Origin of the sequence: Streptomyces sp. NPDC057623, from assembly GCF_042800355.1 — a bacterium.
Classification (GTDB): Bacteria; Actinomycetota; Actinomycetes; order Streptomycetales; family Streptomycetaceae; genus Streptomyces.
Genome location: NZ_JBHVGZ010000003.1, coordinates 141,167 through 166,081 on the forward strand (window position 1 = coordinate 141,167; position 24,915 = coordinate 166,081).

Consider the following 24,915-nt stretch of genomic DNA (forward strand, 5'->3'; position numbering starts at 1 on the left):
CCGCTTTTGGGATGCCCGGTGTCGCAGGCGGCGTACCAGGGGGCTGCCGACCCCTGGACCCCCGCTTCGGCCTGAACGGCCTCGTCCGCAGACGCCGGACGGGCTGAAATGTGCCCGCCCGGCGTCTGACGTCAGGCTCCGCTGCGCTGACCCGGCAGGGTCGCCCGGCCTCCGACGTACAGCTCGCGCCCGTTCTCCGAGGGGCCGGGGCCTACGGGAGCCGGTGTGCGGCGGGTCTGGAGCGGGACCGGGCCGCCGTCCTGGTACGGGGCGGGTGGTGGGCCCTGCTGGACGGTGGGGCCCGTCGGGGGCTCGACGTCCGTCGGCCGTTCGGCCTGGGGACGGCGGGCACGGTACGCCGCCCGGTACGCGGCCGGCGACGAGCCGAGCTGGCGGCGGAAGTGGCCGCGCAGCGCGACCGGCGAGCGGAAGCCGCAGCGTCCCGCCACCTCGTCCACCGAGTAGTCGGACGTCTCCAGCAGGCGCTGCGCCTGAAGGACCCGCTGGGTGATCAGCCACTGGAGCGGGGCGCTGCCCGTCAGCGAGCGGAAGCGGCGGTCGAAGGTGCGGCGGCTCATGTACGCGCGGGCCGCCAGCGTCTCGACGTCGAACTGCTCGTGCAGGTGCTCCAGCGCCCAGGCGACGACCTCCGCGAGCGGGTCGGCGCCGATCTCCTCTGGTAAAGATCGATCGAGGTAGCGCTCCTGACCGCCGGATCGGCGCGGCGGGACCACCAGACGGCGGGCCAGTGCTCCGGCCGCCTCGTTGCCGTGGTCCGTCCGCACGATGTGGAGGCAGAGGTCGATGCCGGCCGCCGTGCCCGCGGATGTCAGAACGTCGCCGTCGTCGACGAACAGCTCGCGCGGATCCACGTGCACTGACGGGTAGCGCTTGGCCAGAGTCGGTGCGTACATCCAGTGTGTCGTCGCGGGACGGCCGTCCAGCAGGCCCGCCGCGGCGAGGACGAAGGCGCCGGTGCACAGTCCGACTATGCGTGCACCTTCCTCGTGCGCCCGGCGCAGCGCGTCGAGTGCGTCCTCGGGCGGCGGTGAGGTGATCGAGCGCCAGGCCGGCACGACGACCGTGCCCGCCCGCGAGATCGCCTCCAGGCCATGTGGCGCGGAGAGTTCCAGGCCCCCTGTGGTCCGCAGTGGGCCTTCCTCGCCGCCGCACACCAACAGGCGGTAGCGCGGCACGCCGGCGTCCTGGCGGTCTATCCCGAACACCGACAGCGGTATGGAACTCTCGAAGATGGGGCCGCCGCTGAACAGCAGCACCGCAACGATCTCCTTGCGGCGTCGCCCGGAAAGTTTCCGGGCCGCGGCTTCCGGCGCGGCAGTGGAGTCGTGGCTCATACTGCTAAGCCCCCCTCGGTGGTCGCGGCTCCTCGGTTGTGTCGCTCCTGCACGTTTCCCCTTGGTCCTGCACGAGTCCCCCGCCGTAGACAGTCAAGATCGAATCTACTGTGTCGCGTCGCGCCGGAGTGGCCGGTTCGACACTCGGTAGATTGTCGACTTGGCAACTTGGCGTGAAGCATTCGATCACGAAGCGTTGCACTCAAGGGCCGTGCAGGGAAGTGCGCCTTGTCGCGGTGGCCAATCCACGTAGGGTGCGCAGGGCCCCTGAGGCCCTTTCCGTGCAGGTGGAACGGGGGTTGGGGGGTGTTCTGGGCAGGGGATGCCCGCGCGCCAGAAGTTGGCTGAAAAGCAGCGTGCCGGGGTGTGAAAACCGGTCAGCCGACCGGTGTATTTCCCCCAGTGTGACGTCCGCCTCTATGGGCCCCGGTTCCGGTCCTGTGATGGCGTCCACGGCGCCGGGGTGACGGGCCGGCCTCCCCGGCCTTGATGCGGGCCGCGCCGCGTTCCGACTGGCGCAACAGCAGGCGGCACACGGCCGTCACGGCCGCGAGGCCCAGGGCCGTGCCGGTGGCGCCGGCGAGCGAGGTGCCGTACCAGAGGAGCACCACGGGGACCAGGACGCAGCTGAAGGCCGCCCAGCGCACCACATCGGTGGCGCTGTCCTCGGTGGGCGTGCTGGGTCCTGACATGCGTACTGCTCCCTGGGCTGCCTGGGCGGTGGCTCAGGGAGATCAACGCGGGTCCGAGCGGTCGGTCACTGGTACGCGCCGGTAGGCGGCCGTCCGGCGGCGGGACGAAGTTGAACCCTGTGCAAACCGCCTGTACACCGCAGCAACCATTGCGTTACGGGCGCACCCTCGTGCATCCTCCCTGGAACCCGCACCGACCGTGAGCGGGGATCTGGGCTAAGGAGGCGTGCCGCCGTACCCTTGGGGTATGGGGTTGGGAAGACCATTCCCGGACACAGCTCCGCCGCATACTGCTGCATCCGTCAGCGAGCCCGCTCGTGGGCCACCCATAAAAGGATCAATTCGCCGAGACAGCCATGGCCGGTCACGAATTCTTCGAACCCGCGGACCGCAAGCGGCCCGTCGCCGACCCCACGGCGGCCGAGCCCCTGGCGGCGGAACAGCCACGCCATTCCTGCGACCCCGCCTTCAAGCACGGCGTGGTCGTCGGCTTCGACGGCTCCACCTCCAGTGAGCGCGCCCTGGCGTACGCCATCGGCATGGCGCATCGCTCCGGGTCGGGCCTGATCATCGTCCACGTCGCCAACCGGCTGCCCACCACCGTGTGGGCCGGCTGCGAGCCTCCGGTCTTCGTCGACGTGCCGGATCACCGCACCGAGGTGCTGGGCCTCGAACTCGCGTGCGCGGAGTACCTCGCCGAGGTGCCCTGGATCCTCGTCGAGCGCGGCGGGGACATCTGCCACGAGCTCGAAGAGGTCGGGCAGGAGTACGAGGCGGACGCGATCGTCGTCGGTTCCACGCACGGGATCGTCGGGCGGATCTTCGGCTCCGTCGCAGGGCGGCTCGCCAAGCGGGCCAAGCGTCCTGTCATCGTCATTCCGTAACTCCCCGTCGTCCCAGGTGGGATGAGCGGTTCGGGGTACGGCCCCCTTCTTGCGATGCGTGAACTTACTGGCGCGTAGAGGTGTTTGTGCCTTTGTGAAGGGCATATATCGCTCACCGCACAACTGCACATGCACGAAGGGAGCCCGCCGTGGACAACGACGTCTCTGCGGGAAGCGGAATCACTACCGTGGTCGGCCGACTCGCCCTGGGAATCACCCTGTTGGCCTTCGGGCTGGGGTACACCGAAGTCATCGACGGCGTGTCGGCCGCTGACGCCGTATCAATCGCCCAGTACGTGGGCGGCATTGCCCTCTTCGTCGCGGGGCTGATGGCCCTCCGCGACCGTGACACCGCGAACGGGACCGCGTTCGTGACGCTGGGCGCCCTCTGGTTCACCTGGGCGGTCTCGGCGGGCGGCTCCGCCGATGCGGCCGGGTTGTTCCTGTCGCTGTTCGCCCTCGTGGTGCTGTCACTCACGCTCGCGGGTGGGGATCAGCTCGGGCAGGGGGCGTACGGGCTGTTCTTCGTCGCGCTGGTGCTCATGGCTGTCGCCGACTTCGCCGACAGCGGCGGGCTCGCCAAGGTGGGCGGCTGGTTCGCCGTCGCCGCGGGTGCGGTGGCCTGGTATGCGGCGACCGCGGCGCTGGCGCACTGGCCCACGGCTCTTCCGCGACGCGCTGCGGGTCGGGGCGTGACGGCCACCGGGTAGCTGCGCGGGCTGGGGGTTGGGCGGCCCCCGGCGCTGAAAACGGACCCCCCGTGTCGGGTGGCGACACGTGGGGGTCCGTTCCGTTGTCCGGCCTCTGCGGGTCGTGGGGGTTGCTCGCGCAGTTCCCCGCGCCCCTTGCTGCCAGGGGGCTACTCCACCGTTACCGACTTCGCGAGGTTCCTCGGCTTGTCGATGTCCCTGCCCAGGGCCAAGGCGGTGTGGTAGGCGAGGAGTTGGAGGGGGACGCCCATCAGGATGGGGTCGAGTTCGTCCTCGTTCTTCGGGACGATGATCGTCTGGTCGGCCTTCTCCTGGGGCTGGTGGGCGACCGCGAGGATCTTGCCGCTGCGGGCCTTGATCTCCTCCATGGCGGCGCGGTTCTTCTCCAGGAGGTCGTCGTCGGGGACGATGGCGACCGTCGGGAGGGAGGGGTCGATCAGGGCCAGGGGGCCGTGCTTGAGCTCGGAGGCCGGGTAGGCCTCGGCGTGGATGTAGGAGACCTCCTTGAGCTTGAGGGAGGCCTCCAGGGCGACCGGGTAGCCCCGGACGCGGCCGATGAAGAGCATCGAGCGGGCCTCGGCGTACTGCTGGGCCAGCTTCTCGATCTCCGCCTCCTGCTCCATGACCTCGGCGATCTGGGCGGGCAGCTTGCGCAGGCCCTCGATGATCCGCTTGCCGTCGCGGACCGAGAGGTCGCGGGTGCGGCCGAGGTGCAGGGCCAGGAGGCCGAAGGCGACCGTCGTGTTCGTGAAGCACTTCGTCGAGACGACGCAGACCTCGGGGCCCGCGTGGACGTAGATGCCGCCGTCCGCCTCGCGGGCGATCGCCGAGCCGACGACGTTGACGATGCCCAGGACCCGCGCGCCCTTGCGCTTCAGCTCCTGGACGGCGGCGAGGACGTCGTAGGTCTCGCCCGACTGGGAGACCGCGATGTAGAGGGTGTCGGGGTCCACCACCGCGTTGCGGTAGCGGAACTCGGAGGCCGGCTCGGCGTCCGCGGGGATGCGGGCCAGCTCCTCGATCATCTGGGCGCCGATCATGCCCGCGTGGTACGAGGTACCGCAGCCGAGGATCTTCACGCGGCGGATCTGGCGCGCCTCACGGGCGTCCAGGTTGAGGCCGCCGAGGTGCACGGTGGAGAAGCGGTCGTCGATGCGGCCGCGCAGGACGCGGTCCACGGCCTCGGCCTGCTCGTGGATCTCCTTGTGCATGTAGGTGTCGTGGCCGCCCATGTCGTAGGACGCGGCTTCCCACTCGACCGTGGTGGGCTCCGCCGTCGTACGGGTGCCCTCCGTCGTGTACGTGCGGAAGTCGTCGGCCTTGAGGGTGGCCATCTCGCCGTCGTCCAGCGTCACTATCTGGCGCGTGTGGGCGACCAGCGCGGCGATGTCCGAGGCGACGAACATCTCCTTCTCGCCGATGCCGAGGACGACCGGGGAGCCGTTGCGGGCGACGACGATGCGGTCGTTGAAGTCGGCGTGCATCACGGCGATGCCGTACGTGCCCTCGATGACGCGCAGCGTCTCGCGGACCTTGTCCTCCAGCTTCTCCGCCTGCGAGCGGGCGATGAGGTGGACGAGGACCTCGGTGTCGGTCTCGGAGAGGAACTCGACGCCGTCCGCCTCCAGCTTGCGGCGCAGGTCGGAGGCGTTGTCGATGATGCCGTTGTGGACGACGGCGACCTTGCCCTCGGCGTCCAGGTGCGGGTGGGCGTTCGCGTCGGACGGGGCGCCGTGGGTGGCCCAGCGGGTGTGGGCGATACCGGTCGTGCCCTTGAAGCGCCCCGGGACCTTGGCCTCCAGGTCGCGGACCCGGCCCTTGGCCTTGACCGTCTTCAGGCCCGCCGCCTTCGGGGACGTGACGACGATGCCCGCCGAGTCGTAGCCGCGGTACTCCAGGCGCTGAAGGCCCTCCAGGAGCAGGGGAGCCACGTCACGCTTCCCGATGTATCCGACGATTCCGCACATATACAGGTATTCCTAGCCGTAGACGATGCGGCGCAGCTGCCTGAGCGTGAGCTCCGGCGGTGCCACCGCACGGTATTTGAGGTCCGCCTCGATCCGTTCGAAGATCTGCGCGTTCACCAGGCCCTGGGCCTGGAGTTCGCGGTGGCGGCGACGGACGTAGTCCTCGGTCGTCTCGTCGAAGTAGGCGAGCACGTCCTGGATCACACGAAGCGCCTCGCCCCTGCTGAGGGGCGTGGAGCGCGTCAGGTGATCTACGAGTTCGTCGTGCACCCGGTAGATCCTGGGGTACGGGCAGCGGTTTCGCAAGAAACCTGCCCGTTTTCGGGCAGCCGCCTTGCAGTGGGCTGGCAATCGGCTGTTTGAACCTCTTGGAAGAACATTGAGGGTCTCATGGGGGCCTGTTCCGGAGCCGTCCATGCGTCGGTCCGCATCCCGTTGCCTGAGGGGACGAGTTTCGGACGCCATGGACATTCCTCGCATGGGAGTACCCCAGCAGCTGGCCGAGCGCATGAGCATGGCCGAGCAGCACGAGTACCTGCGCGCCAAGTTCTCGCGGCGCAACATGATCAGAGGCGGCGCCGTCACGCTCGGCGCCGTCACGGGTGGCGCGTTCGTACCGGGCGCCACCGCCCAGGCCGCCACCCAGGCCGCCACCCAGGCCGCCGTTCCGACGCGGACGGCTCCGCGCACCGAGACGGTCGACGGTGCCCTCGTCGCCCCCTTCGGCCGCCACCTCGGCTACGGCAACGACCCGCGCACCGAGATGACCATCTCGTGGCAGGTCCCCGTCTCCGTGAAGAAGCCGTTCGTCCGGATCGGCGCCCACCCCTGGGACCTCTCCCGCAAGATCGAGGCCGAGGTCCGCACCCTCTACACGCCGGCCGGTGTCGGTGCCAGCGCCGACCACACGCAGTACTACGTCCACGCCAAGCTGACCCACCTGCGCCCCGGCCGGACGTACTACTACGGAGTCGGCCACGCCGGCTTCGACCCCGCCGAGCCGCACCTGCTGGGCACCCTCGGCACCTTCACCACCGCCCCCGCCCACAAGGCGCCCTTCACCTTCACCGCCTTCGGCGACCAGGGCGTCAGCTACCACGGCCTCGCCAACGACAGCCTGCTCCTGGGCCAGAACCCCGCCTTCCACCTGCACGCGGGCGACATCGCCTACGCCGACCCGTCCGGTGCGGGCAAGACCGCCGACACCGGCTACGACTCGCGCGTGTGGGACCAGTTCCTCGCCCAGACCGAGTCGGTCGCCAAGTCCGTGCCGTGGATGGTCAGTTACGGCAACCACGACATGGAGGCCTGGTACTCGCCCAACGGCTACGGCGGCGAGGAGGCCCGCTTCACGCTCCCCGACAACGGGCCGGACAAGAAGCACCTGCCGGGCGTCTACTCCTTCGTCTACGGCAACACGGCCGTCATCTCGCTGGACCCCAACGACATCTCCTTCGAGATCCCGGCCAACCTCGGTCTGTCCGGCGGCACCCAGACCAAGTGGTTCGAGGCGCAGCTGAAGAAGTACCGGGCCGCGCACGACATCGACTTCGTCGTCGTGTTCTTCCACCACTGCGCGTACTGCACCTCCACCGCGCACGCCTCGGAGGGGGGTGTGCGCCAGGAGTGGGTGCCGCTGTTCGAGACGTACCAGGTGGACCTCGTCATCAACGGCCACAACCACCAGTACGAGCGCACCGACGTCATCAAGGGGAACGAGGTCGCCAAGAAGCTGCCGATCGGCGGCACGGCGTACCCCGAGACCGAGGGCGTGGTGTACGTGACCGCGGGCGCGGCGGGCCGCAGCCTGTACGCGTTCACCGCGCCGGACTCCTACGAGGGGCACGAGCACGAGCAGGAGTCCGTGGCCTCGTTCGTCAACCTCAAGGACGGCAAGCAGAACGAGACCGTCGCCTGGTCCCGGGTGCGCTACCTCGACTACTCGTTCCTGCGCGTGGACGTCACGCCCGCGCCGAAGGGCCGCTACACGACCCTGAAGGTGCAGGGCATCGCCGAGACCGGCGAGCGGATCGACCACTTCACGGTGGCGCGCAGGGCCAAGTAGCGAGCGGCCGGGCACGCGGGCTACAGCCGCTTGAGCACCGCCTGCTTGGCCATCGTGAACTCGTCGTCGGTGAGCACACCCGTGCGGTGCAGCTCGCCGAGTTCGCGCAGCCGGCGCAGGAGGGCGTCGTGGTCGTCCTCGGCGGCCGCGACCGGAGGGGAAGGCAGCTCCGGTCGCGGCTGGGGTACGTCCGTGGCGGTGGCCCCGGCCGGATGCGGGAGGCGGGCCTGGACCGCCGCCGCGACCAGGGCCATCAGCGGATCCTTCTTGAAGCCCCACAGCTCCACCGAGTTGGCGTCGTACTTCGGCGGGGCCTTGGTGGGCGCGTTCCTCACGGTGAAGCGGAGGTGGCCGTTCTCCAGGCCCGCCGCCGGATGCCACTGCACGGCGGTGACGTCCGTGAGCGTGAGGGTGCGGGAGCCGGCGGCGGCCTTGGCGTCCTCCGTCTTCCAGTTCCACTCCAGGCGGATGTGCTCGCCGTCGAAGGTCGCGGTGCCGTCCCCGGCGGAGACCGACAGGGGGACGGAGGGGCCCGGCAGCAGATACGCGTCGACCGGGTCGGCCGGGACCTGGTCCAGCAGCAGGGCGCCCCGCACCTCGTCCACGAAGTACTCGGCGACGCCGTACCGGTCGGACTCGACGACCAGCTGGTAGGGGTCGTTGGGCTCGGTGAGCCGGCCGCCGGTGGCGTGCAGCAGCGGGTCGGCGCCCTCACGCAGCCGCAGCCGCAGCCGCCCGGCCTTCTTGCCCTGCTCGAAGGAGACCCCCGCCAACGCCCCCAGGGGGACGACCAGTTCACCCAGGGTCTTGCGGAACAGGCTGACGTTCTTGTCCCGCCCGGGAGTCAGCCGCAGGGCGTCGCCGTCGAAGACCCACGTGCCGTCCTTCTGGATGATTTCCGCCATGGGGTGGATTGTTCCACCAGTCTCACGAGAGAGTGGTCCAGACCTCTTGGAGCGCAACGGCTCATGAAGGGACACGCTTGTGAGAGTCGGCTGTGTCGGACCGCACCACAGAACGTTCCGCCTTCTCGGTTCCCTGCTGCTGGTCGCGATGGGCGCCTCGGTGACCGGGGCCGCTCCCGCCCGGGCGGCGTCGCCCCTCCCGCTCGACCGGGTGGTCCCCGTGCCCGCCTCGGTGGACCCCGGCGGATCCCCCTACCGGATCACCCGCGACACCCGCATCCGCGTTGACGACTCCCGCGAGACGCGCCGCGTGGGCGAGTACCTGGCGCACCTCCTGCGCCCCTCCACCGGCTACCGGCTCCCCGTCACCGCCCACGGTGGCGGCGGCATCCACCTGCGCCTGGCCAAGGGCCCGTTCGGTGCCGAGGGCTACCGCCTCGACAGCGGCCGCAAGGGCGTCACCATCACCGCCGCGGGGCCCGCCGGGCTCTTCCACGGCGTCCAGACCCTGCGCCAGCTGCTCCCGGCGGCCGTCGAGAAGGACTCCGTCCAGCCCGGCCCCTGGCTGGTCGCGGGCGGCACGATCAAGGACACCCCGCGCTACGGCTGGCGCGGCGCGATGCTCGACGTCTCCCGGCACTTCTTCACCGTCGACCAGGTCAAGCGCTACATCGACCAGCTCGCCCTGTACAAGATCAACAAGCTGCATCTGCACCTCAGCGACGACCAGGGCTGGCGCATCGCCATCGACTCCTGGCCGCGCCTGGCCTCGTACGGCGGCTCGACGCAGGTGGGCGGCGGTCCCGGCGGCTTCTACAGCAAGGCCGACTACAAGGAGATCGTCCGGTACGCGTCCTCCCGCTATCTGGAGGTCGTCCCCGAGATCGACATGCCCGGCCACACCAACGCGGCGCTCGCCTCGTACGCCGAGCTGAACTGCGACGGTGTGGCTCCGCCGCTCTACACCGGTACCGAGGTCGGGTTCAGCTCGCTGTGTGTCGGCAAGGACATCACCTACGACTTCGTGGACGACGTGATCCGCGAGCTCGCCGCGCTCACCCCGGGCGAGTACCTCCACATCGGCGGCGACGAGGCGCACTCCACGAGCCACGAGGACTATGTGGCGTTCATGGACCGGGTGCAGCCCCTCGTCGCCAAGTACGGCAAGACGGTGGTGGGTTGGCACCAGCTGACAGGGGCGACTCCCGTGAAGGGGGCGCTCGCGCAGTACTGGGGGCTCGACGACACCAGTGCGCAGGAGAAGGAGCAGGTCGCCGCCGCCGCGCGGAACGGGACCGGGATCATCCTGTCGCCGGCCGACCGGATCTACCTCGACATGAAGTACACCGCCGATACGCCGTTGGGGCTGGACTGGGCCGGGCTCGTGGAGGTGAAGCGGTCGTACGACTGGGATCCGGGAAGCTATCTGCCGGGGGCGCCGGCCTCGGCGATCCGGGGTGTCGAGGCGCCGATGTGGACGGAGACGCTCAGCAAGTCGGCCGACCTCGAGTACATGGCGTTCCCGAGGCTGGCGGGGGTGGCCGAGCTGGGGTGGTCGCCGGCTGCCACGCATGACTGGGAGGGGTACAAGGTTCGGCTGGCTGCGCAGGGAGCTCGGTGGGAGGCGCTGGGGATTGATTACTACCGGTCGCCTCAGGTTCCGTGGTGATTCGTCTGCGGGCCGGTGGGGGCTGGTCGCGCAGTTCCCCGCCCTGGACGTAGACGGGCACCCCGGGGGACCGTACCCCGGGGTGCCCGCCTGTCTGTGTAGGGCCGTGGACTACAGCCCCGCGATGGGGTTCTTCAGGTTGCCGACCAGCTGGAGGGCGCCCGCCGGGTCCGCGAGGTCGACCATCTGCTTGTTGTTGCGCAGCTGGAGGCGGTTGAGGCAGGACAGGGCGAACTCGGGGGCGAACATGTCGTACTGCTTGAACTTGTCGGCGAGTTCGGGCACCGAGTGCTGGTAGTCCCGGGTGATCTCGGCGACCGTGCGCCAGAAGTCGTCCTCCTCCAGAATTCCCTCGGCGGCGAGGTTCGCGGCGAGGAAGCGGAAGAAGCAGTCGAAGACGTCCGTGAAGACGGACAGGAGCTTCTTGTCCTCCGGGACCTCCACGCGGAGCCGCTCGACCGTCGGCGGCAGCACCGCGTCCGGGTCCATGACGGCGATCTCCTCGGCGATGTCCTTGTAGATCGCGCGCTCCACGACCCCGTCCTTCAGGACGAGGATGACGTTCTCGCCGTGCGGCATGAACACCAGGTCGTAGGCGTAGAAGCTGTGGAGCAGCGGGGTGAAGTAGGCCCGCAGGTAGCGGCGCAGCCACTCCGTGGGGGTCAGGCCCGACTGCTCGATCAGCGCGCCCGCGAAGGACGCGCCCTCGTGGTCGACGTGGACGAGGGAGGCCATGGTGGCGAGCGACTCGCCGTCCTTCAGGGACGACACCGGGCTCTCCCGCCACAGCGCGGCCAGCATCTTGCGGTACGGCGAGTAGCGGTCCGTCGCCGCCTCGTACTCCAGGTGCCGGTAGCCGACGGCGGCGCGCTCGCGGATGATCGACAGGCCGGTGGACTTCAGGATCGGGTCGCCGGCGATGAGCTGGGCCAGCCAGTCGTTGATGGCCGGGGTCGCCTCCATGTACGCCGCCGAAAGGCCGCGCATGAAGCCCATGTTGAGGACGGACAGTGCCGTCTTCACGTAGTGCTTCTCGGGGCTGGAGCTGTTGAAGAAGGTCCGGATGGACTGCTGGGCCAGGTACTCGTCGTCGCCCTCACCCAGGCACACCAGGTGCTTCTGGGCGACCTCGGCGGCGAAGGTGACGGTGAGCTTGTTCCACCACTGCCAGGGGTGGACGGGGATGAACAGGTAGTCGGCGGGGTCCAGGTCCTGGTCGCGCAGGACGCCGTGGAAGCGCTCGACGGTCTCCTCGCCCAGCTCCTGCCGTACGAAGGACTCGTACTCGATGCCGACCCCGGCCGTGAACGCGGCGCGCGAGTGGTGGGCCGCCAGCCAGACGAGCCGGACCGGGCTCGCCGTCTCGGGGGCGTACGACAGGTACTCGTGGATGCCGAAGCCGAGCCGCCCGTTGTTGGCGACGAAGCAGGGGTGGCCCTCGGTCATGCCGGTCTCGATGGCCTGGAAGCCGGCCTTCGCCAGCTCGGCGACCGGGACCTGCGGCTTGGTGAGCTTGTAGCAGGTGCCGGAGAGGGTGGAGGAGATCTCCTCCAGGTAGACCGGCAGTACCTCGTCGCTCAGGCCCAGGGACTTCTGGAGCTCGATGAAGAAGTCCAGGGCGGCGAGCGGGCGTTCGGCCCCGTCCCGGTGACGGGTGATCGAGTCCGCGTCGACCTGCCAGTGGTCGAGGGCGTGCACCGTGGCCGTGAAGGTGTAGCGGGTCAGGCCGTCGTCGCTGCGCACGACGTACGTGCCGTCGGCGGCGCTCTCCGGCGTGATGAGGCGCTCGTGGGAGAACTCGGCGAGTGCCTTGCGGATCAGGAGGCGGTTGGCCCGCGCCCAGCGGTGGGGGGACAGATGCGCTACGGCGTCGGACAAGGTCATACGGCTACTCCTCGGGCGGCCAGGCTGTGCCTGTCAATGAAGCGTTCGCGCGTGCAGAAGCTGAGCAGCGCCTTCTTCTCCGGCTTCTGGATCTCGCGCTCGGGCACGAAGCCCACGGCTTCGTTCAGGGCGTGGACGGCCTTGTTCGAGACGTCCGGCTCCACGACCACGCGTCGTACCGCCGGGTCCTCGAAGAGGTGCGCCATGACGGCGGTGATGACGGACCGGGTGAAGCCGCGGACGGGCCGGTCGGTGGGCGGCGTGAGGAAGTGCATGCCGATGTCGCCCGGCTGCGGCTCGTACAGGCCGACCAGTTCCCGGTGGGCGGGGTCGTACTTCTCCATCAGGAAGGCGGGGACGCCGTTCTCGTCGAGGCCGAGCAGCGCGTGGTGGTGCTCGTCGGCCGCGATCTCCATGTAGGCGCGCTCGACGTCCACCAGGCTCGCGTCCTGCATCATCCAGAAGGCGGCCTTGGGGTGGGTGACCCAGGCGTGCAGGAGCTCGGCGTCCTTCAGGGGGTCCAGCGGGCGGAACGTGAATGTCATACCGAGAACTCCTGGAACGCGATCGTCTTCTCGACCGGGTAGTACTCGGTGCCGAGCAGCTCGCGGATGATGTACGCGTTCCGGTACGGGCCCATCCCCAGGTCGGGGCTGGTGATGCTGTGCGTGTGGACGCCGGCGTTCTGCAGGAAGATCCCGCGGCCGGTGACGTCGACGGCGTAGTTGCGGGCGACGTCGAAGCTGCCCCGGGAGTCGTAGACCAGGCGGTCACGCACGGGCCGCAGGAACTCCGGCTCGGCGTACCGGTAGCCGGTGGCCAGGACCAGGCCCTGCGAGTCGAGCGTGAAGTCCTTCCCCTGCTCCTCCTGGCGGAAGGACACCGTGTACGTGCCGTTCTCGTACGCCACGCCGCTGAGCGAGGAGTTGGTGAGCAGCCGGGTGGGGACGGGGCCGCCGAGGTTCTTCTGGTAGAGCAGGTCGAAGATCTCGTTGATCAGATCGCCGTCGATGCCCTTGAACAGGCCCTTCTGCTGGGCGGTGAGGCGGTAGCGGGTCGCCTCCGGCAGCTCGCGGAAGTAGTCGATGTACTCCGGCGACGTCATCTCCAGCGTGAGCTTGGTGTACTCCAGCGGGAAGAAGCGCGGGGAGCGGGTCACCCAGTTCAGCCGGTAGCCGTGGACGTCGATCTCGCTGAGCAGGTCGTAGTAGATCTCCGCCGCGGACTGCCCGGAGCCGACCAGGGTGATGGAGTCCTTCTTCTGGAGCTCCGCCTTGTTCTGCACATAGCGGGAGTTGTGGATGAAGTCGCCGCCCAGGCCCTGGCACGCCTCGGGTATGTAGGGCGGGGTGCCCGTGCCGAGGACGAGGTGGCGGGCGCGGTAGGTGTCACCGGCGGCCGTCCGCACGACGTACAGCTCGGCCCCCTCGTCGTACGTCACCTCGGTGACCGTCGTGCTGAAGCGGATGCTGCTCAGCTTGTTCGCGGCCCAGCGGCAGTAGTCGTCGTACTCGACCCGCAGCGGGTAGAAGTTCTCGCGGATGTAGAACGAGTAGAGCCGGCCCTTCTCCTTCAGGTAGTTCAGGAAGGAGTACGGCGACGTCGGGTCGGCCAGGGTGACCAGGTCCGACATGAACGGGGTCTGGAGGTGGGCGCCGTCCAGGAACATGCCCGCGTGCCACTCGAAGTCGGGCTTCGACTCCAGGAAGACCCCGTCGAGCTCGTCGATCGGCTCGGTCAGGCAGGCGAGTCCGAGGTTGAACGGGCCTAGCCCGATCCCCACGAAGTCATGGGTTCTGGTCGGGTTTTCAGGACGCGCGGTCAAGGGACTCTCCCAGGTACTGCTCGGCGTGGCCGGCTATCAGGTCGAGGACGGCCGCGATGTCTTCGGTCGTCGTCTCGGGGTTGAGCAGGGTGAACTTCAGGTAGTGGCGGCCGCTCACCTTGGTGCCCGCGACGACCGCGTCGCCGGAGGCGAACAGGGCCTTGCGGGCGTAGAGGTTGGCGCGGTCGATCTCGGCGGGGTCGGTGACGGCCGCCGGAATGTAGCGGAAGACCAGGGTGGAGAGGGTCGGCTCGACCACGACGTCGTAGCGCGGGTCGGCGGCCAGCAGCTGCCAGCCCTCCACCGCCAGGTCGCAGACCTCGTCGAAGAGCTGCCCGATGCCGTCGGCGCCCATCACGCGCAGGGTCATCCACAGCTTGAGGGCGTCGAACCGGCGGGTGGTCTGGAGGGACTTGTCGACCTGGTTGGGGATGCGCTCGGTGACCATGCGCTTCGGGTTGAGGTACTCCGCGTGGTAGGTGGCGTGGCGCAGGGTCGAGGCGTCACGGACCAGTACGGCGGAGGAACTCACCGGCTGGAAGAAGGACTTGTGGTAGTCGACGGTGACCGAGTCGGCGCGCTCGATGCCGTCGATGCGGCCCCGGTACTTCACGGAGGCGAGCAGACCGCAGCCGTAGGCGGCGTCGACGTGCATCCAGGTGTCGAACTGCTCGCACAGCTCGGCGACCTCGGGCAGCGGGTCGATGGAGCCGAAGTCGGTGGTGCCGGCCGTCGCGACGACGGCCATGGGGACGAGGCCGTCCTTCCTGCAGCGCTCCAGCTCATGGGCGAGCGCGACCGTCTGCATGCGCTTGTCGTGGTCGACGGGGATGGAGACCACGGCGTCCTGGCCCAGTCCCAGCAGTTTCGCGGACTTCTTCACGCTGAAGTGGCTGACCTCGGAGGCGAAGATCCGCAGTTTCGCGAACGAGTCGGTCTTGGCCTCCTCGCGCGCCAGCAGCAGCGCCTGGAGGTTGGACTGCGTGCCGCCCGAGGTGAAGACACCGTCGGCGTTCTCGCCGAGCCCGATGCGGGCCGTCGTCCAGTCGATGAGCTTGCGCTCGATCAGGGTGCCGCCTGCCGACTGGTCCCAGGTGTCCAGGGAGGAGTTGACGGCGGAGAGGATCGCCTCGCCGAGCACGGCCGGGATGACGACCGGGCAGTTGAGGTGGGCGAGGTAGCGCGGGTGGTGGAAGTAGATCGCGTCCCGGAGGTAGACGTCCTCCAGCTCGTCGAGGACCGCGGCGGTGTCGAGCAGCGGCTTGTCGAGGTCGATGGCGTCGATGGCGGGGGCGAGGGCGTCGACCGTGACGCCGGTGAACGGACGGTCGGTGGCGGCGAGTTTGGCTGCCACCCGCTCTATACCTTCGGTCACGGAGCTGCGGTACCGCTCCGCGGTCGTGTCATTGAGCAGGTGCGAGCGCATGGGGAGGTCCTCCGGTGGGGACGGGCCGTGAAGTGCGGGGTGGCATGCGAGGTGGCGTGCAACTTAGGTTAGCCTAACCTAAGTTCCTTTGAATCAGGGCGGCACCAAGGGTGACTGCGATCACTTACGTCCGGTGGCCGCCCGATCGCCTTGCTTTCAGGGGCGGTTACGCCTGCTCGCGCAGCTGCTCCTCGCTCATCCCCTGCCTCCAGTACCCCACGAAGGTGACCCGGCGCCGGTCCACCCCGCGCTCCTGGACGAAGTGCCGGCGCAGTGTCTTCACGCACCCGGACTCGCCCGCGATCCACACGTACGGCCGCTCGGCGGCGGGCAGTTCGGCGGAGCGGATGGCGTCGAGGGCCATGGGGGACCCCTCGGCGCGCGTCCCCTCCCGGACGAGCCAGGTGATCTCGGCGTCGGCCCCGGTCACCAGGTCCTGGATGTCCCCGGCGTCGTGCACCTCCAGCCACACCCGGGCACGGGTGCCGGCCGGCAGGGCTTCGAGGATGGCGGAGACGGCGGGTACGGCCGTCTCGTCGCCCCAGATCACCACGAGGTCGGTGTCCTGCGCGGGCCGGAACCGGATCGCCCGGTTGTCGGCGACGGCCGGCCCGAGCAGCAGGACCCGGTCACCGGCCGAGGCGCGGGAGGCCCAGTGGGAGGCGGGGCCGGCCGGGGTGTGCAGGACGAAGTCGATGTCGATCTCGTCGGGGTGTCGGCGCAGGGCGCGCAGCGTGTAGGACCGCATCACGGCCCGCACGTCGTCCGGGAGTTCACGCCAGCCCTGCCACCACCCGTCACCGAGTTCGAGGGGAACCTGCGGTTCCGTCTGGCCCGGGTGCGGCAGGAACAGCGACAGGGACTGATCGCGCCCGTCGGAGAAGAAGTACTCCAGATCGTCCCCGCCGAAGGTGACCCGGACCAGAGACGGCGCGAGCCGCCGCGTCCGTACGACCTGGAGGGAAAAGAAACGGAACGGGGCGGCAACGGCGGTAGTCATATGTGCTCCTGAGGCAACGCGCCCCGAAGGGGCGCGGGGAACTGCGCGACCAGCCACGGCGGACGCGCAGTTCACCACGGTGCGGTGGACCTACGGCGCTGACCGGCTCTCCCGGCGGAGCGCCTACGCGACCTTCTTGGCCTTCTCGATGGCCTCGGCAAGGCTGGTCAGCAGCGGCGTGCACTTGTCGTACGACAGAATCGGCTCGGGCGAACGCCCGATGACCTGCCCGGCCTTCACCGCGGGAAGCTTCTTCCAGGTCGCCTCGGTGATGTCAGCGGGCTGGATCGTCGAGGAGCGGTCGTCCATCATGATGATGTCGGCCGGGTACTTGTCGACGTTCTCCCAGCTCAGCGACTCGAACCAGCCGCCACCCTCCTTCTTGGCGCTCTCCGGCGGCTCGACGAAGTTCACGCCGAGGGCCTTGAAGTACTCCAGGTCGATGGAGAGGTTCGTGCCGGAGACGTAGAAGATGTCCTGGCTGGCGGAACCGGCCATCACCTTGATCTCGGGACGCGCCTTCGCGGCCTTGCGCAGCCGCTCCGCGGCGGCCTCGAAGTCCTTCTTGGCCTGGACGGCCTTGTCGGCCTTCAGGTCCGCGCCGAGGGACTCGGCCAGCTCCCACATCCGCTCCAGCGGCTGGGTCAGCTGGCGGTCGTAGACGGAGATCGCGGCGCTCGGGGCGAGCTTGGCGATCTTGTCCTTGGACGCCTCGGGGACGTACCAGAGGGTGCCGGCGCTGTCGAAGGTCGTGGAGATGAGGACCTCGGGGGCGAACGCGGCGTACTTCTCGACGTTGAACTGGTCCCAGACGTTGCCGAAGACGGTCAGCTTGCTGACGTCCATGTCGCCGGCCTGGACGTCGGCCTTGCCGCCCTCGGTCGTGGTCGGGCCGAAGACGCCGTTGATCTCGATGCCGTAGTCGTACAGAGCGGCCGCGACACCGACGAAGGCGACGATCTTCGTGGGCACCTTGTCGAGCTTCACGGTGGTGCCGCGGTCGTCCTTGAACGTCCAGGGGCCGGACTTGGCAGCGGTCGTGGCCTCGCCGGAACCACCGCTTTTCGCGTCGTCGTCACCGCATGCTGCGAGCACGGCACCGAGGCCGAGGGCGCCGCCCGCGGCGAGGATGCCGCGGCGGGTGAGGTGGGTGGCTCTGGCGTTGGACATGGCTACGCTGCTTTCGAACAGGGCGGATCACGCGCCGGACAATTCGAAGGTAGGTTAGCCTAACCTGAGCTGATGTCCAGGGGTGGGGGCCTTGTGATCGAAGCTGTGCGTGGGTTGTGCGGGATGTGTGACCGGCCCACAAGGCCCAACTCCCTTGTAATCAAGGGGCGTTGGGCCTCGCTCGCTTCGTGGGGTCCCCGAGCCGGGATCAGCCCACCAGCCCCAGCTCCCGCGCGATCAGCATCCGTTGCACCTCGCTCGTGCCCTCGCCGATCTCCAGGATCTTGGAGTCCCGCCACATCCGGGCCACCGGGTACTCGTTCATGAAGCCGTAGCCGCCGTGGACCTGGGTGGCGTCGCGGGCGTTGTCGACGGCGACCGTGGACGAGTAGAGCTTCGCCAGGGCCGCCTCCTTCTTGAAGGGCTCTCCCGCGACCAGACGGGAGGCGGCGTCGCGCCACGCCAGGCGTGCCGTGTGGGCCTTCATCTCCATGTCGGCGATCTTGAACTGGATGGCCTGGTTGGCGCCGATGGGCCGGCCGAACGCGTGGCGTTCCTTGGCGTACTTCACCGACTCGTCCACACAGCCCTGCGCCAGGCCCGTGGCCAGCGCCGCGATGGCGATCCGGCCCTCGTCCAGGATGCGCAGGAACTGGGCGTAGCCACGGCCCTCCTCGCCCAGGAGGTTGGCCGCCGGGACCCGGACGTCCGCGAAGGACAGCTCACGGGTGTCGGATGCGTTCCAGCCGACCTTGGAGTACGGGGCCGCGACCGTGAAGCCGGGGGTGCCGGACGGGACGATGATCGATGAGATGAGCGGCCTGCCGTCCGGTTCCCGGCCCGTCACCGCGGTCACCGTCACCAGACCCGTGATGTCCGTGCCGGAGTTGGTGATGAAGCACTTGGTGCCGTTGATCACCCACTCGCCGGTCTCCGGGTCGAGCCGGGCCGTCGTCCGCGTCGCGCCCGCGTCCGAGCCGCCGTCGGGCTCGGTCAGCCCGAAGGCGCCGAGGATCTCACCGGAGCACAGACGCGGGAGCCACTCCCGCTTCTGCTCCTCGGTGCCGAAGAGATGGACCGGCATCGCGCCGAGCGAGACGCCCGCTTCGAGGGTGATGGCCACCGAGGAGTCCACGCGGGCCAGCTCCTCCAGCGCGATGCCCAGCGCGAGATAGTCGCCGCCCATGCCGCCGTGCTCCTCCGGGAACGGCAGACCGAACAGCCCCATGCGGCCCATCTCCCGCACGATCTCGTACGGGAACTCATGACGCTCGTAGAGGTCGCCGATCTTCGGCGCCACGACGTCGTGGGCGAACTCCGCCACCGTACGGCGGAGTTCCTCCAGCTCGGGGGAGAGACGGTGGTCCATGGCTGTTCACTGCTCCTTGTGGGAGAGGGCTCGGACGGTGCGGGACGGGCTGGGTCGGCCCAGTTGTTCGGCCATCCACGCGCTCGTGGCGACGAGACGGTCCAGGGCGACCCCGGTGTCGATGCCGAGGCCCTGAAGCATCCACACGAGGTCTTCGGTGGCGAGGTTGCCGGTGGCGGACTTGGCGTACGGGCAGCCGCCGAGGCCGCCGGCGGAGGCGTCGACCGTGGTGACGCCGTGCTGGAGGGCGGCGTAGGTGTTGGCCAGTGCCTGGCCGTAGGTGTCGTGGAAGTGGACGCCCACAGCTGCCGCTGGGATGCCGGCTTCCCGCAGCGCCGCCAGCAGCGCTGTCACGTGCCCCGGGGTCGCGACCCCGATGGTGTCGCCGAGGCTCAGCTCGTCGCAGCCCATGTCGACCAGTGCCCGGCAGACCCGGACGACCTGGGGAACCGGGACGGCCCCCTCCCACGGGTCGCCGAAGCACATCGAGAGATAGCCGCGGACGTGGAGGTCCGCCGCCTTCGCCTTCGCCACCACCGGCTCGAACATGGCCAGCGCCTCGTTCACCGTGCGGTTGAGGTTGGCCTTGGCGAAGGACTCGGTGACGCTGGCGAAGACGGCGACCCGGGTCGCGTGCAGCGACAGGGCCCGGTCCAGGCCGCGTTCGTTCGGCACGAGGACCGGCAGGTCCACCGGCAGGCCGGCGACGAGCGGGAACAGCCGCTCGGCGTCCGCGAGCTGGGGTACCCACCTGGGGTGGACGAAGCTGGTGGCCTCGATCGTCGTCAGCCCCGCGTCGGCGAGGCGGCGGACGAACTCCGCCTTGGTCTCGGTGGGCACCGTCGCCGACTCGTTCTGCAGACCGTCGCGTGCGCCGACCTCGTGGATCCGGACGCGGGCGGGCAGACCCGCTGCCGGTACGGCCATCGGGAGACCCTCGACTGTCATTGCTCCGCCTCCTCATGAGGTGCGATGACCGCCAGGACCTGGTCCATGGCGACCGTCGTGCCCGGCGTGACGTCCAGTTCGGCGACCGTGCCGGCGTGCGGGGCGGAGATGACGTGCTCCATCTTCATCGCCTCGACGACCAGCAGGCTCTGCCCGGCGGCCACTTCGTCCCCGACGGCGACCTTCACCACGGTCACCGTCCCCGGCATGGGCGCGGTGAGCGAGTCGGCGCCGGCGTGCGCGGCGCCGGTGAGGGACGCGGCGACCGGGTCGTGGTCCCGCACATGCCAGGCGTCGCCGTCGCGGCCCAGCCAGGTGCCGTCCGGCAGGGCGGCGCGGTGGAAGGTGTGGCGTACGCCGTCGAGGGTGACGGCCACCTTCTCGTCCGTGACGGTGTGGCTGCCGCGCGGGGCGTACTCCACGGGGTCGGTGATGCGCAGGTGGAAGCCGACCGGCCTGGACTCGCCGCCGAGCCGCCATCCGCTCGGCACGGAGAACGGATCGGTCCATCCCTCGCCACGAGGCCGCAGCGCGTCCAGACGCACGGCCGCCGCCGCCTCGTACACCTCCTCCGGGACGTCGGTGGGGACCAGGTCGTCCACCACGCGCTCGACCAGCCCGGTGTCCAACTCGCCCGCGACGACCGCCGGATGCGCGAGCAGCCGCCGCAGGAACCCGGCGTTCGTCTGCACGCCCAGCGTGACCGTCTCCGCGAGGGCCGCCCGGAGCCTGCGGAGCGCGGTGGCGCGGTCGGGGCCGTAGGCGATCACCTTGGACAGCATCGGGTCGTACAGGCTGCCGACCTCGGTGCCCTCGCTGAGCCCGGAGTCGGTGCGGATGCCGTCGCCCTGGGGTTCGTGGAGCTTGAGGACCGTGCCGCCGGAGGGGAGGAACCCGCGCGCGGGGTCTTCCGCGCAGATGCGGGCCTCGACGGCGTGACCGGTGAGCCGTACGTCGTCCTGCCCGAAGTCCAGCCGCTCGCCCGCCGCCACCCGCAGCTGCCACTCGACCAGATCCAGGCCGGTGACCAGCTCCGTGACGGGGTGTTCCACCTGGAGGCGGGTGTTCATCTCCATGAAGTAGTAGGAGGAAGGGTCGCTGCCGGGCACGATGAACTCCACCGTGCCCGCTCCCCGGTAGCCGCAGGAGCGGGCCGCCTGCACGGCCGCCTCGCCCATCGACGCGCGCGTGCTCTCGTCCAGCAGGACGGACGGCGCCTCCTCGATGATCTTCTGGTGCCGGCGCTGCAACGAGCACTCGCGCTCGCCGAGGTGCACCACATTGCCGTGGCCGTCGGCCAGCACCTGGATCTCGATGTGCCGGGGCCGGTCGACCCATCGCTCGACGAGGAGCGTGTCGTCGCCGAAGGACGCGCGGGCCTCGCGACGGGCGGCGGCGATCTCCTCCTCGAGCACGGACAGGTCCCGCACCAGACGCATGCCCTTGCCGCCCCCGCCCGCCGAGGGCTTCAGCAGCACCGGTGCGCCCAAGTCACGGGCGGCGTCGGCCAGGTCGGGATCCCGGCCGCCGGGTACGACCGGCACGCCGGCCGCCTTCACCGTCTCCTTGGCGCGGATCTTGTCGCCCATGAGCGAGATGGCGTCGGCGGGAGGCCCGATGAACACCAGCCCCGCGTCGGCGCACGCGCGCGCGAAGGCCGCGTTCTCCGCGAGGAAGCCGTATCCGGGGTGCACGGCCTGCGCGCCCGTACGCGCGGCCGCCTCCAGGATCCGCTCCATGGACAGATAGCTCTCGGACGCGGGCGCCGGACCGATCCGTACCGCCGTGTCCGCCTCCCGGACGTGCCGCGCGTCGGCGTCCGCGTCGGAGAAGACGGCCACCGAGCGCACGCCCAGCGCGCGCAGCGTACGGATCACACGGACGGCGATCTCGCCCCGGTTGGCCACGAGGACCGTGTCGAACATGGTCTGCGTCATCGTCACAGTCCCCCTCACATCCGGAAGACGCCGAACTGGGGCTCACCCAGGGGCGCGTTGGCACAGGCGGTCAGGGCCAGGCCCAGCACCTGACGGGTCTCCAGCGGGTCGATCACACCGTCGTCCCAGAGGCGCGCCGTCGCGTAGTAGGCGCTGCCCTGGCGCTCGTACTGCTCCCGGATCGGTGCCTTGAAGGACTCCTCGTCGTCCGCCGGCCAGGGCTCGCCGCGCGCCTCCAACTGGTCCCGCTTGACGGTCGCGAGGACGGAGGCGGCCTGTTCGCCGCCCATGACGGAGATCTTGGCGCCCGGCCACATCCACAGGAAGCGGGGCGAGTACGCGCGACCGCACATGGAGTAGTTCCCGGCGCCGTACGAGCCGCCGACGACGACTGTCAGCTTCGGCACGCGTGTGCAGGCCACCGCCGTGACCATCTTGGCGCCGTGCTTGGCGATGCCGCCCGCCTCGTAGTCCTTGCCGACCATGAAGCCGGAGATGTTCTGGAGGAAGAGCAGCGGGATTCCGCGCTGGTCGCACAGCTCGATGAAGTGGGCGCCCTTCTGGGCGGACTCGGAGAACAGGATGCCGTTGTTGGCGACGATGCCGACCGGGTGGCCGTGGATGCGGGCGAAGCCGGTGACGAGGGTCTGGCCGAACTCGGCCTTGAACTCCGCGAAACGGGAGCCGTCGACCACGCGCGCGATGACCTCGCGCACGTCGTAGGGGGTGCGGGAGTCGACCGGGACCGCGCCGTAGAGGCCGTAGGGGTCGACCTTCGGTTCGGTGGCGGGGGTGACCTCCCAGGGGAGCTTCCCGCGCGCGGGGAGGGTGGCGACGATGTTCCGCACGATCCGCAGCGCGTGCGCGTCGTCCTCCGCGAGGTGGTCGGTCACGCCGGACACCCGGGAGTGGACCTCGCCGCCGCCGAGTTCCTCGGCCGTCACGACCTCACCGGTGGCGGCCTTCACCAGCGGGGGGCCGCCGAGGAAGATCGTGCCCTGGTTCCGGACGATGACGGCCTCGTCGCTCATGGCGGGGACGTAGGCGCCGCCGGCCGTGCACGAGCCCAGCACGGCGGCGATCTGCGGGATCCCGGCGCCCGACATCCGGGCCTGGTTGTAGAAGATCCGCCCGAAGTGCTCCCGGTCCGGGAACACCTCGTCCTGCATGGGCAGGAAGGCGCCGCCGGAGTCGACCAGGTAGAGGCACGGCAGGCGGTTCTCCAGGGCCACCTCCTGCGCGCGCAGGTGCTTCTTCACGGTCATCGGGTAGTACGTCCCGCCCTTGACCGTGGCGTCGTTGGCGACGATCACGCACTCGCGGCCGCTGACCCGCCCGATCCCGGCGATGACGCCGGCGGCCGGGGCCTGCCCGTCGTACATACCGTCGGCCGCCAGGGGAGCGAGCTCCAGGAAGGGGGAGCCGGGGTCGAGGACGGTGTCGACGCGGTCGCGCGGCAGCAGCTTCCCGCGCGCGGTGTGCCGGGCGCGTGCCTTCTCACCGCCTCCCAGCCGGGCGGCGGCGAGCTTGCCACGCAGCTCGCCCACCAGTGCCCGATGGGCCTCCTCGTTGGCCCGCCAGGCCTGAGACGCGGGATCTGCCGCGCTCACAAGCTCCGGTGCCTCGTGCATCCCGCGGTCCCCTCACCAGTGGTCGACCAGTTAATGAGCGTTAACGCATTTCCTTCAGGTTAACGACCGCTAACCTCCCTGTCTAGAATTGCTTCCATGGCCACCAGAACCGACGCCCCCACCCGCCGCGAGCAGATCCTCAAGGAGGCCGCGCGGCTGTTCGCCGAGCGTGGTTTCCACGGCGTCGGCGTGGACGAGATAGGCGCCGCCGTGGGCATCAGCGGCCCCGGCCTCTACCGGCACTTCGCCGGCAAGGACGCGATGCTCGCCGAGCTCCTGGTCGGCATCAGCGGCCAGCTCCTGACGGGTGCGAAGCGGCGCCTCGCGGAGGCCGACGGCGTGCCGCCCGAGGCGGTCCTCGACTCCCTCATCGAGGGCCATATCGACTTCGCCCTCGACGACCGCCCGCTCATCACCCTGCACGACCGCGAGCTGGACCGCCTGCGCGACAGCGACCGCAAGCTCGTACGGCAGCTCCAGCGGCAGTACGTCGAGCTGTGGGTGGAGGTGGTGCGCACGGTGTATCCGGACCTGACGGAGCCGACGGCCCGCTCGGCGGTGCACTCGGTGTTCGGCCTGCTCAACTCGACCCCGCATCTGGGGCGGCCGGGGTCGCTGCCGGGGCGGGGGGTCACGGCGGAGCTGCTGCACCGGATGGCACGGGGGGCGTTCGGGGCGGCGTGAGCCGTCCGGGGCCCCTGTACTCATGCCGTCTTTAGGTCAAGACTTAGTAAAGTAGCGGCGTGATCATCGCTGCAACGGCCGACGCACCCGTCGGCGGAGTCGCCGGCTGGGCCGCCGACCTCATGGAGAAGCTGGGCGGCCCCGGCGCCGGACTGGCCATCGCCCTGGAGAACCTCTTCCCGCCGCTGCCGAGCGAGGTGATCCTGCCGCTGGCGGGGTTCACGGCGAGCCAGGGCCGGATGGACGTGGTCGAGGCCGTCGCCTGGACGACCGCGGGCTCGGTGGCCGGCGCCCTGGCGCTGTACCTCCTCGGCGCGCTCTTCGGCCGGGACCGGCTGATCGCGGCGGCCGCGCGGCTGCCGCTGGTGAAGGTCGCGGACGTGGAGCGGACCGAGGCGTGGTTCGTCCGGCACGGCACCAAGGCCGTGTTCTTCGGCCGCTTCGTGCCCATCTTCCGCAGCCTGATCTCGATACCGGCCGGTGTGGAACGCATGCGGCTCCCCGTCTTCCTCGCCCTCACCGCGGCGGGCAGCCTCATCTGGAACACCGCCTTCATCGCCGCCGGCTACGCGCTGGGCGCGCGCTGGCACGAGGTCACCGACCTGGTGGGCCTCTACTCCAAGGTGATCCTCGCGGCGGTGGCCGTGGCGGCCCTGGCCTTCGTGGGCGTACGGATCCTCCGCGCGGGGCGTGGGGCGCGGCGGCGTCCGGTCCGACGGGGCGAGGAGAAGGCGCGGCTCTGAGTGGGGCGAGCGTGACGAGCGTTACGGACCTCGACCCCTGGACGCCTGTGG

Annotated in this window: 21 protein-coding genes; 6 read left to right on the forward strand and 15 right to left on the reverse strand. The window is 69.9% G+C overall.

Annotation, left to right across the window (positions count from 1 at the left end; translation table 11 throughout):
• Positions 1–131: 131 nt before the first annotated feature.
• Together ACFU95_RS04925 and ACFU95_RS04930 are read right to left on the reverse strand one after the other, a co-directional pair.
• The gene (locus tag ACFU95_RS04925) at positions 132–1,355 is read right to left on the reverse strand and encodes a GlxA family transcriptional regulator (protein WP_383821767.1); all 1,224 of its coding nucleotides are present in this window, start codon (positions 1,353–1,355) and stop codon (positions 132–134) included.
• 377 nt (positions 1,356–1,732) lie between these two features.
• Positions 1,733–2,047: a hypothetical protein gene (locus ACFU95_RS04930; protein ID WP_383821769.1), complete on the reverse strand. Its 315-nt coding sequence runs from the start codon at positions 2,045–2,047 to the stop codon at positions 1,733–1,735.
• 356 nt (positions 2,048–2,403) lie between these two features.
• On the opposite strand from ACFU95_RS04930, the gene ACFU95_RS04935 reads away from it, so the two are divergent.
• Positions 2,404–2,931, forward strand: coding sequence for a universal stress protein (locus ACFU95_RS04935; protein ID WP_383821771.1), 528 nt, complete (start codon positions 2,404–2,406; stop codon positions 2,929–2,931).
• 149 nt (positions 2,932–3,080) lie between these two features.
• On the forward strand, positions 3,081–3,641 hold the full coding sequence (locus tag ACFU95_RS04940) for a GPR1/FUN34/YaaH family transporter (RefSeq protein WP_383821774.1): 561 nt from the start codon (positions 3,081–3,083) through the stop codon (positions 3,639–3,641).
• A gap of 149 nt (positions 3,642–3,790) precedes the next feature.
• Here ACFU95_RS04940 and glmS read toward each other — a convergent pair whose 3' ends face one another.
• Positions 3,791–5,608 carry a glutamine--fructose-6-phosphate transaminase (isomerizing) gene (gene glmS / locus ACFU95_RS04945; protein ID WP_383821777.1) on the reverse strand — a complete coding sequence of 606 codons (1,818 nt, stop codon included), beginning with the start codon at positions 5,606–5,608 and terminating at the stop codon, positions 3,791–3,793.
• Between the two features lie 12 nt (positions 5,609–5,620).
• On the reverse strand, positions 5,621–5,878 hold the full coding sequence (locus ACFU95_RS04950) for a hypothetical protein (RefSeq protein WP_030054194.1): 258 nt from the start codon (positions 5,876–5,878) through the stop codon (positions 5,621–5,623).
• 208 nt (positions 5,879–6,086) lie between these two features.
• Here ACFU95_RS04950 and ACFU95_RS04955 point away from each other — a divergent pair, with 208 nt between their 5' ends.
• Positions 6,087–7,673 (forward strand): purple acid phosphatase family protein, encoded by a 1,587-nt coding sequence (locus ACFU95_RS04955; RefSeq protein ID WP_383821780.1) that lies wholly within the window; start codon positions 6,087–6,089, stop codon positions 7,671–7,673.
• 20 nt (positions 7,674–7,693) lie between these two features.
• Here the strand turns inward: ACFU95_RS04955 and ACFU95_RS04960 are convergent, their stop codons facing one another.
• Positions 7,694–8,578 carry a DUF4429 domain-containing protein gene (locus ACFU95_RS04960; protein WP_383821782.1) on the reverse strand — a complete coding sequence of 295 codons (885 nt, stop codon included), beginning with the start codon at positions 8,576–8,578 and terminating at the stop codon, positions 7,694–7,696.
• Between the two features lie 148 nt (positions 8,579–8,726).
• Between ACFU95_RS04960 and ACFU95_RS04965 the strand changes: the two genes are divergently transcribed.
• On the forward strand, positions 8,727–10,247 hold the full coding sequence (locus ACFU95_RS04965; RefSeq protein ID WP_383822249.1) for a beta-N-acetylhexosaminidase: 1,521 nt from the start codon (positions 8,727–8,729) through the stop codon (positions 10,245–10,247).
• A gap of 111 nt (positions 10,248–10,358) precedes the next feature.
• On the opposite strand, the gene ACFU95_RS04970 is transcribed toward ACFU95_RS04965, so the two are convergent.
• The 10 genes from ACFU95_RS04970 to ACFU95_RS05015 all read right to left on the reverse strand — a co-directional run bounded on the left by ACFU95_RS04970 (position 10,359) and on the right by ACFU95_RS05015 (position 23,437).
• Positions 10,359–12,131, reverse strand: coding sequence for an IucA/IucC family protein (locus ACFU95_RS04970; RefSeq protein WP_383821785.1), 1,773 nt, complete (start codon positions 12,129–12,131; stop codon positions 10,359–10,361).
• A complete protein-coding gene (locus ACFU95_RS04975) occupies positions 12,128–12,676 on the reverse strand; it encodes a GNAT family N-acetyltransferase (protein ID WP_383821788.1) in 549 nt (182 codons plus the stop codon). The genes ACFU95_RS04970 and ACFU95_RS04975 overlap by 4 nt, the downstream gene beginning before the upstream one ends.
• Positions 12,673–13,956: a lysine N(6)-hydroxylase/L-ornithine N(5)-oxygenase family protein gene (locus ACFU95_RS04980; RefSeq protein ID WP_383821791.1), complete on the reverse strand. Its 1,284-nt coding sequence runs from the start codon at positions 13,954–13,956 to the stop codon at positions 12,673–12,675. The genes ACFU95_RS04975 and ACFU95_RS04980 overlap by 4 nt, the downstream gene beginning before the upstream one ends.
• On the reverse strand, positions 13,940–15,382 hold the full coding sequence (gene desA / locus ACFU95_RS04985; protein WP_383821794.1) for a lysine decarboxylase DesA: 1,443 nt from the start codon (positions 15,380–15,382) through the stop codon (positions 13,940–13,942). Before desA ends, ACFU95_RS04980 begins: the two co-directional genes overlap by 17 nt.
• Positions 15,383–15,548: 166 nt before the next feature.
• Entirely contained in the window at positions 15,549–16,382 is an 834-nt protein-coding gene (locus ACFU95_RS04990) for a siderophore-interacting protein (protein WP_383821797.1), read from the reverse strand.
• Positions 16,383–16,505: 123 nt separating this feature from the next.
• Positions 16,506–17,552 carry an ABC transporter substrate-binding protein gene (locus ACFU95_RS04995; protein ID WP_383821800.1) on the reverse strand — a complete coding sequence of 349 codons (1,047 nt, stop codon included), beginning with the start codon at positions 17,550–17,552 and terminating at the stop codon, positions 16,506–16,508.
• Positions 17,553–17,760: 208 nt separating this feature from the next.
• The gene (locus tag ACFU95_RS05000) at positions 17,761–18,921 is read right to left on the reverse strand and encodes an acyl-CoA dehydrogenase family protein (RefSeq protein ID WP_383821804.1); all 1,161 of its coding nucleotides are present in this window, start codon (positions 18,919–18,921) and stop codon (positions 17,761–17,763) included.
• A 6-nt stretch (positions 18,922–18,927) separates the two neighbouring features.
• The gene (locus tag ACFU95_RS05005) at positions 18,928–19,869 is read right to left on the reverse strand and encodes a hydroxymethylglutaryl-CoA lyase (protein ID WP_383821807.1); all 942 of its coding nucleotides are present in this window, start codon (positions 19,867–19,869) and stop codon (positions 18,928–18,930) included.
• Complete coding sequence (locus ACFU95_RS05010) at positions 19,866–21,794, reverse strand: acetyl/propionyl/methylcrotonyl-CoA carboxylase subunit alpha (protein WP_383822252.1); 1,929 nt, start codon at positions 21,792–21,794, stop codon at positions 19,866–19,868. Before ACFU95_RS05010 ends, ACFU95_RS05005 begins: the two co-directional genes overlap by 4 nt.
• A 26-nt stretch (positions 21,795–21,820) precedes the next feature.
• Complete coding sequence (locus ACFU95_RS05015) at positions 21,821–23,437, reverse strand: carboxyl transferase domain-containing protein (protein ID WP_383821810.1); 1,617 nt, start codon at positions 23,435–23,437, stop codon at positions 21,821–21,823.
• 96 nt (positions 23,438–23,533) lie between these two features.
• Here ACFU95_RS05015 and ACFU95_RS05020 point away from each other — a divergent pair, with 96 nt between their 5' ends.
• Positions 23,534–24,121, forward strand: a complete 588-nt coding sequence (locus ACFU95_RS05020; protein WP_383821812.1) for a TetR/AcrR family transcriptional regulator — start codon at positions 23,534–23,536, stop codon at positions 24,119–24,121.
• 122 nt (positions 24,122–24,243) lie between these two features.
• Positions 24,244–24,864 carry a DedA family protein gene (locus ACFU95_RS05025; RefSeq protein WP_383822254.1) on the forward strand — a complete coding sequence of 207 codons (621 nt, stop codon included), beginning with the start codon at positions 24,244–24,246 and terminating at the stop codon, positions 24,862–24,864.
• The last annotated feature ends 51 nt before the right edge of the window (positions 24,865–24,915 follow it).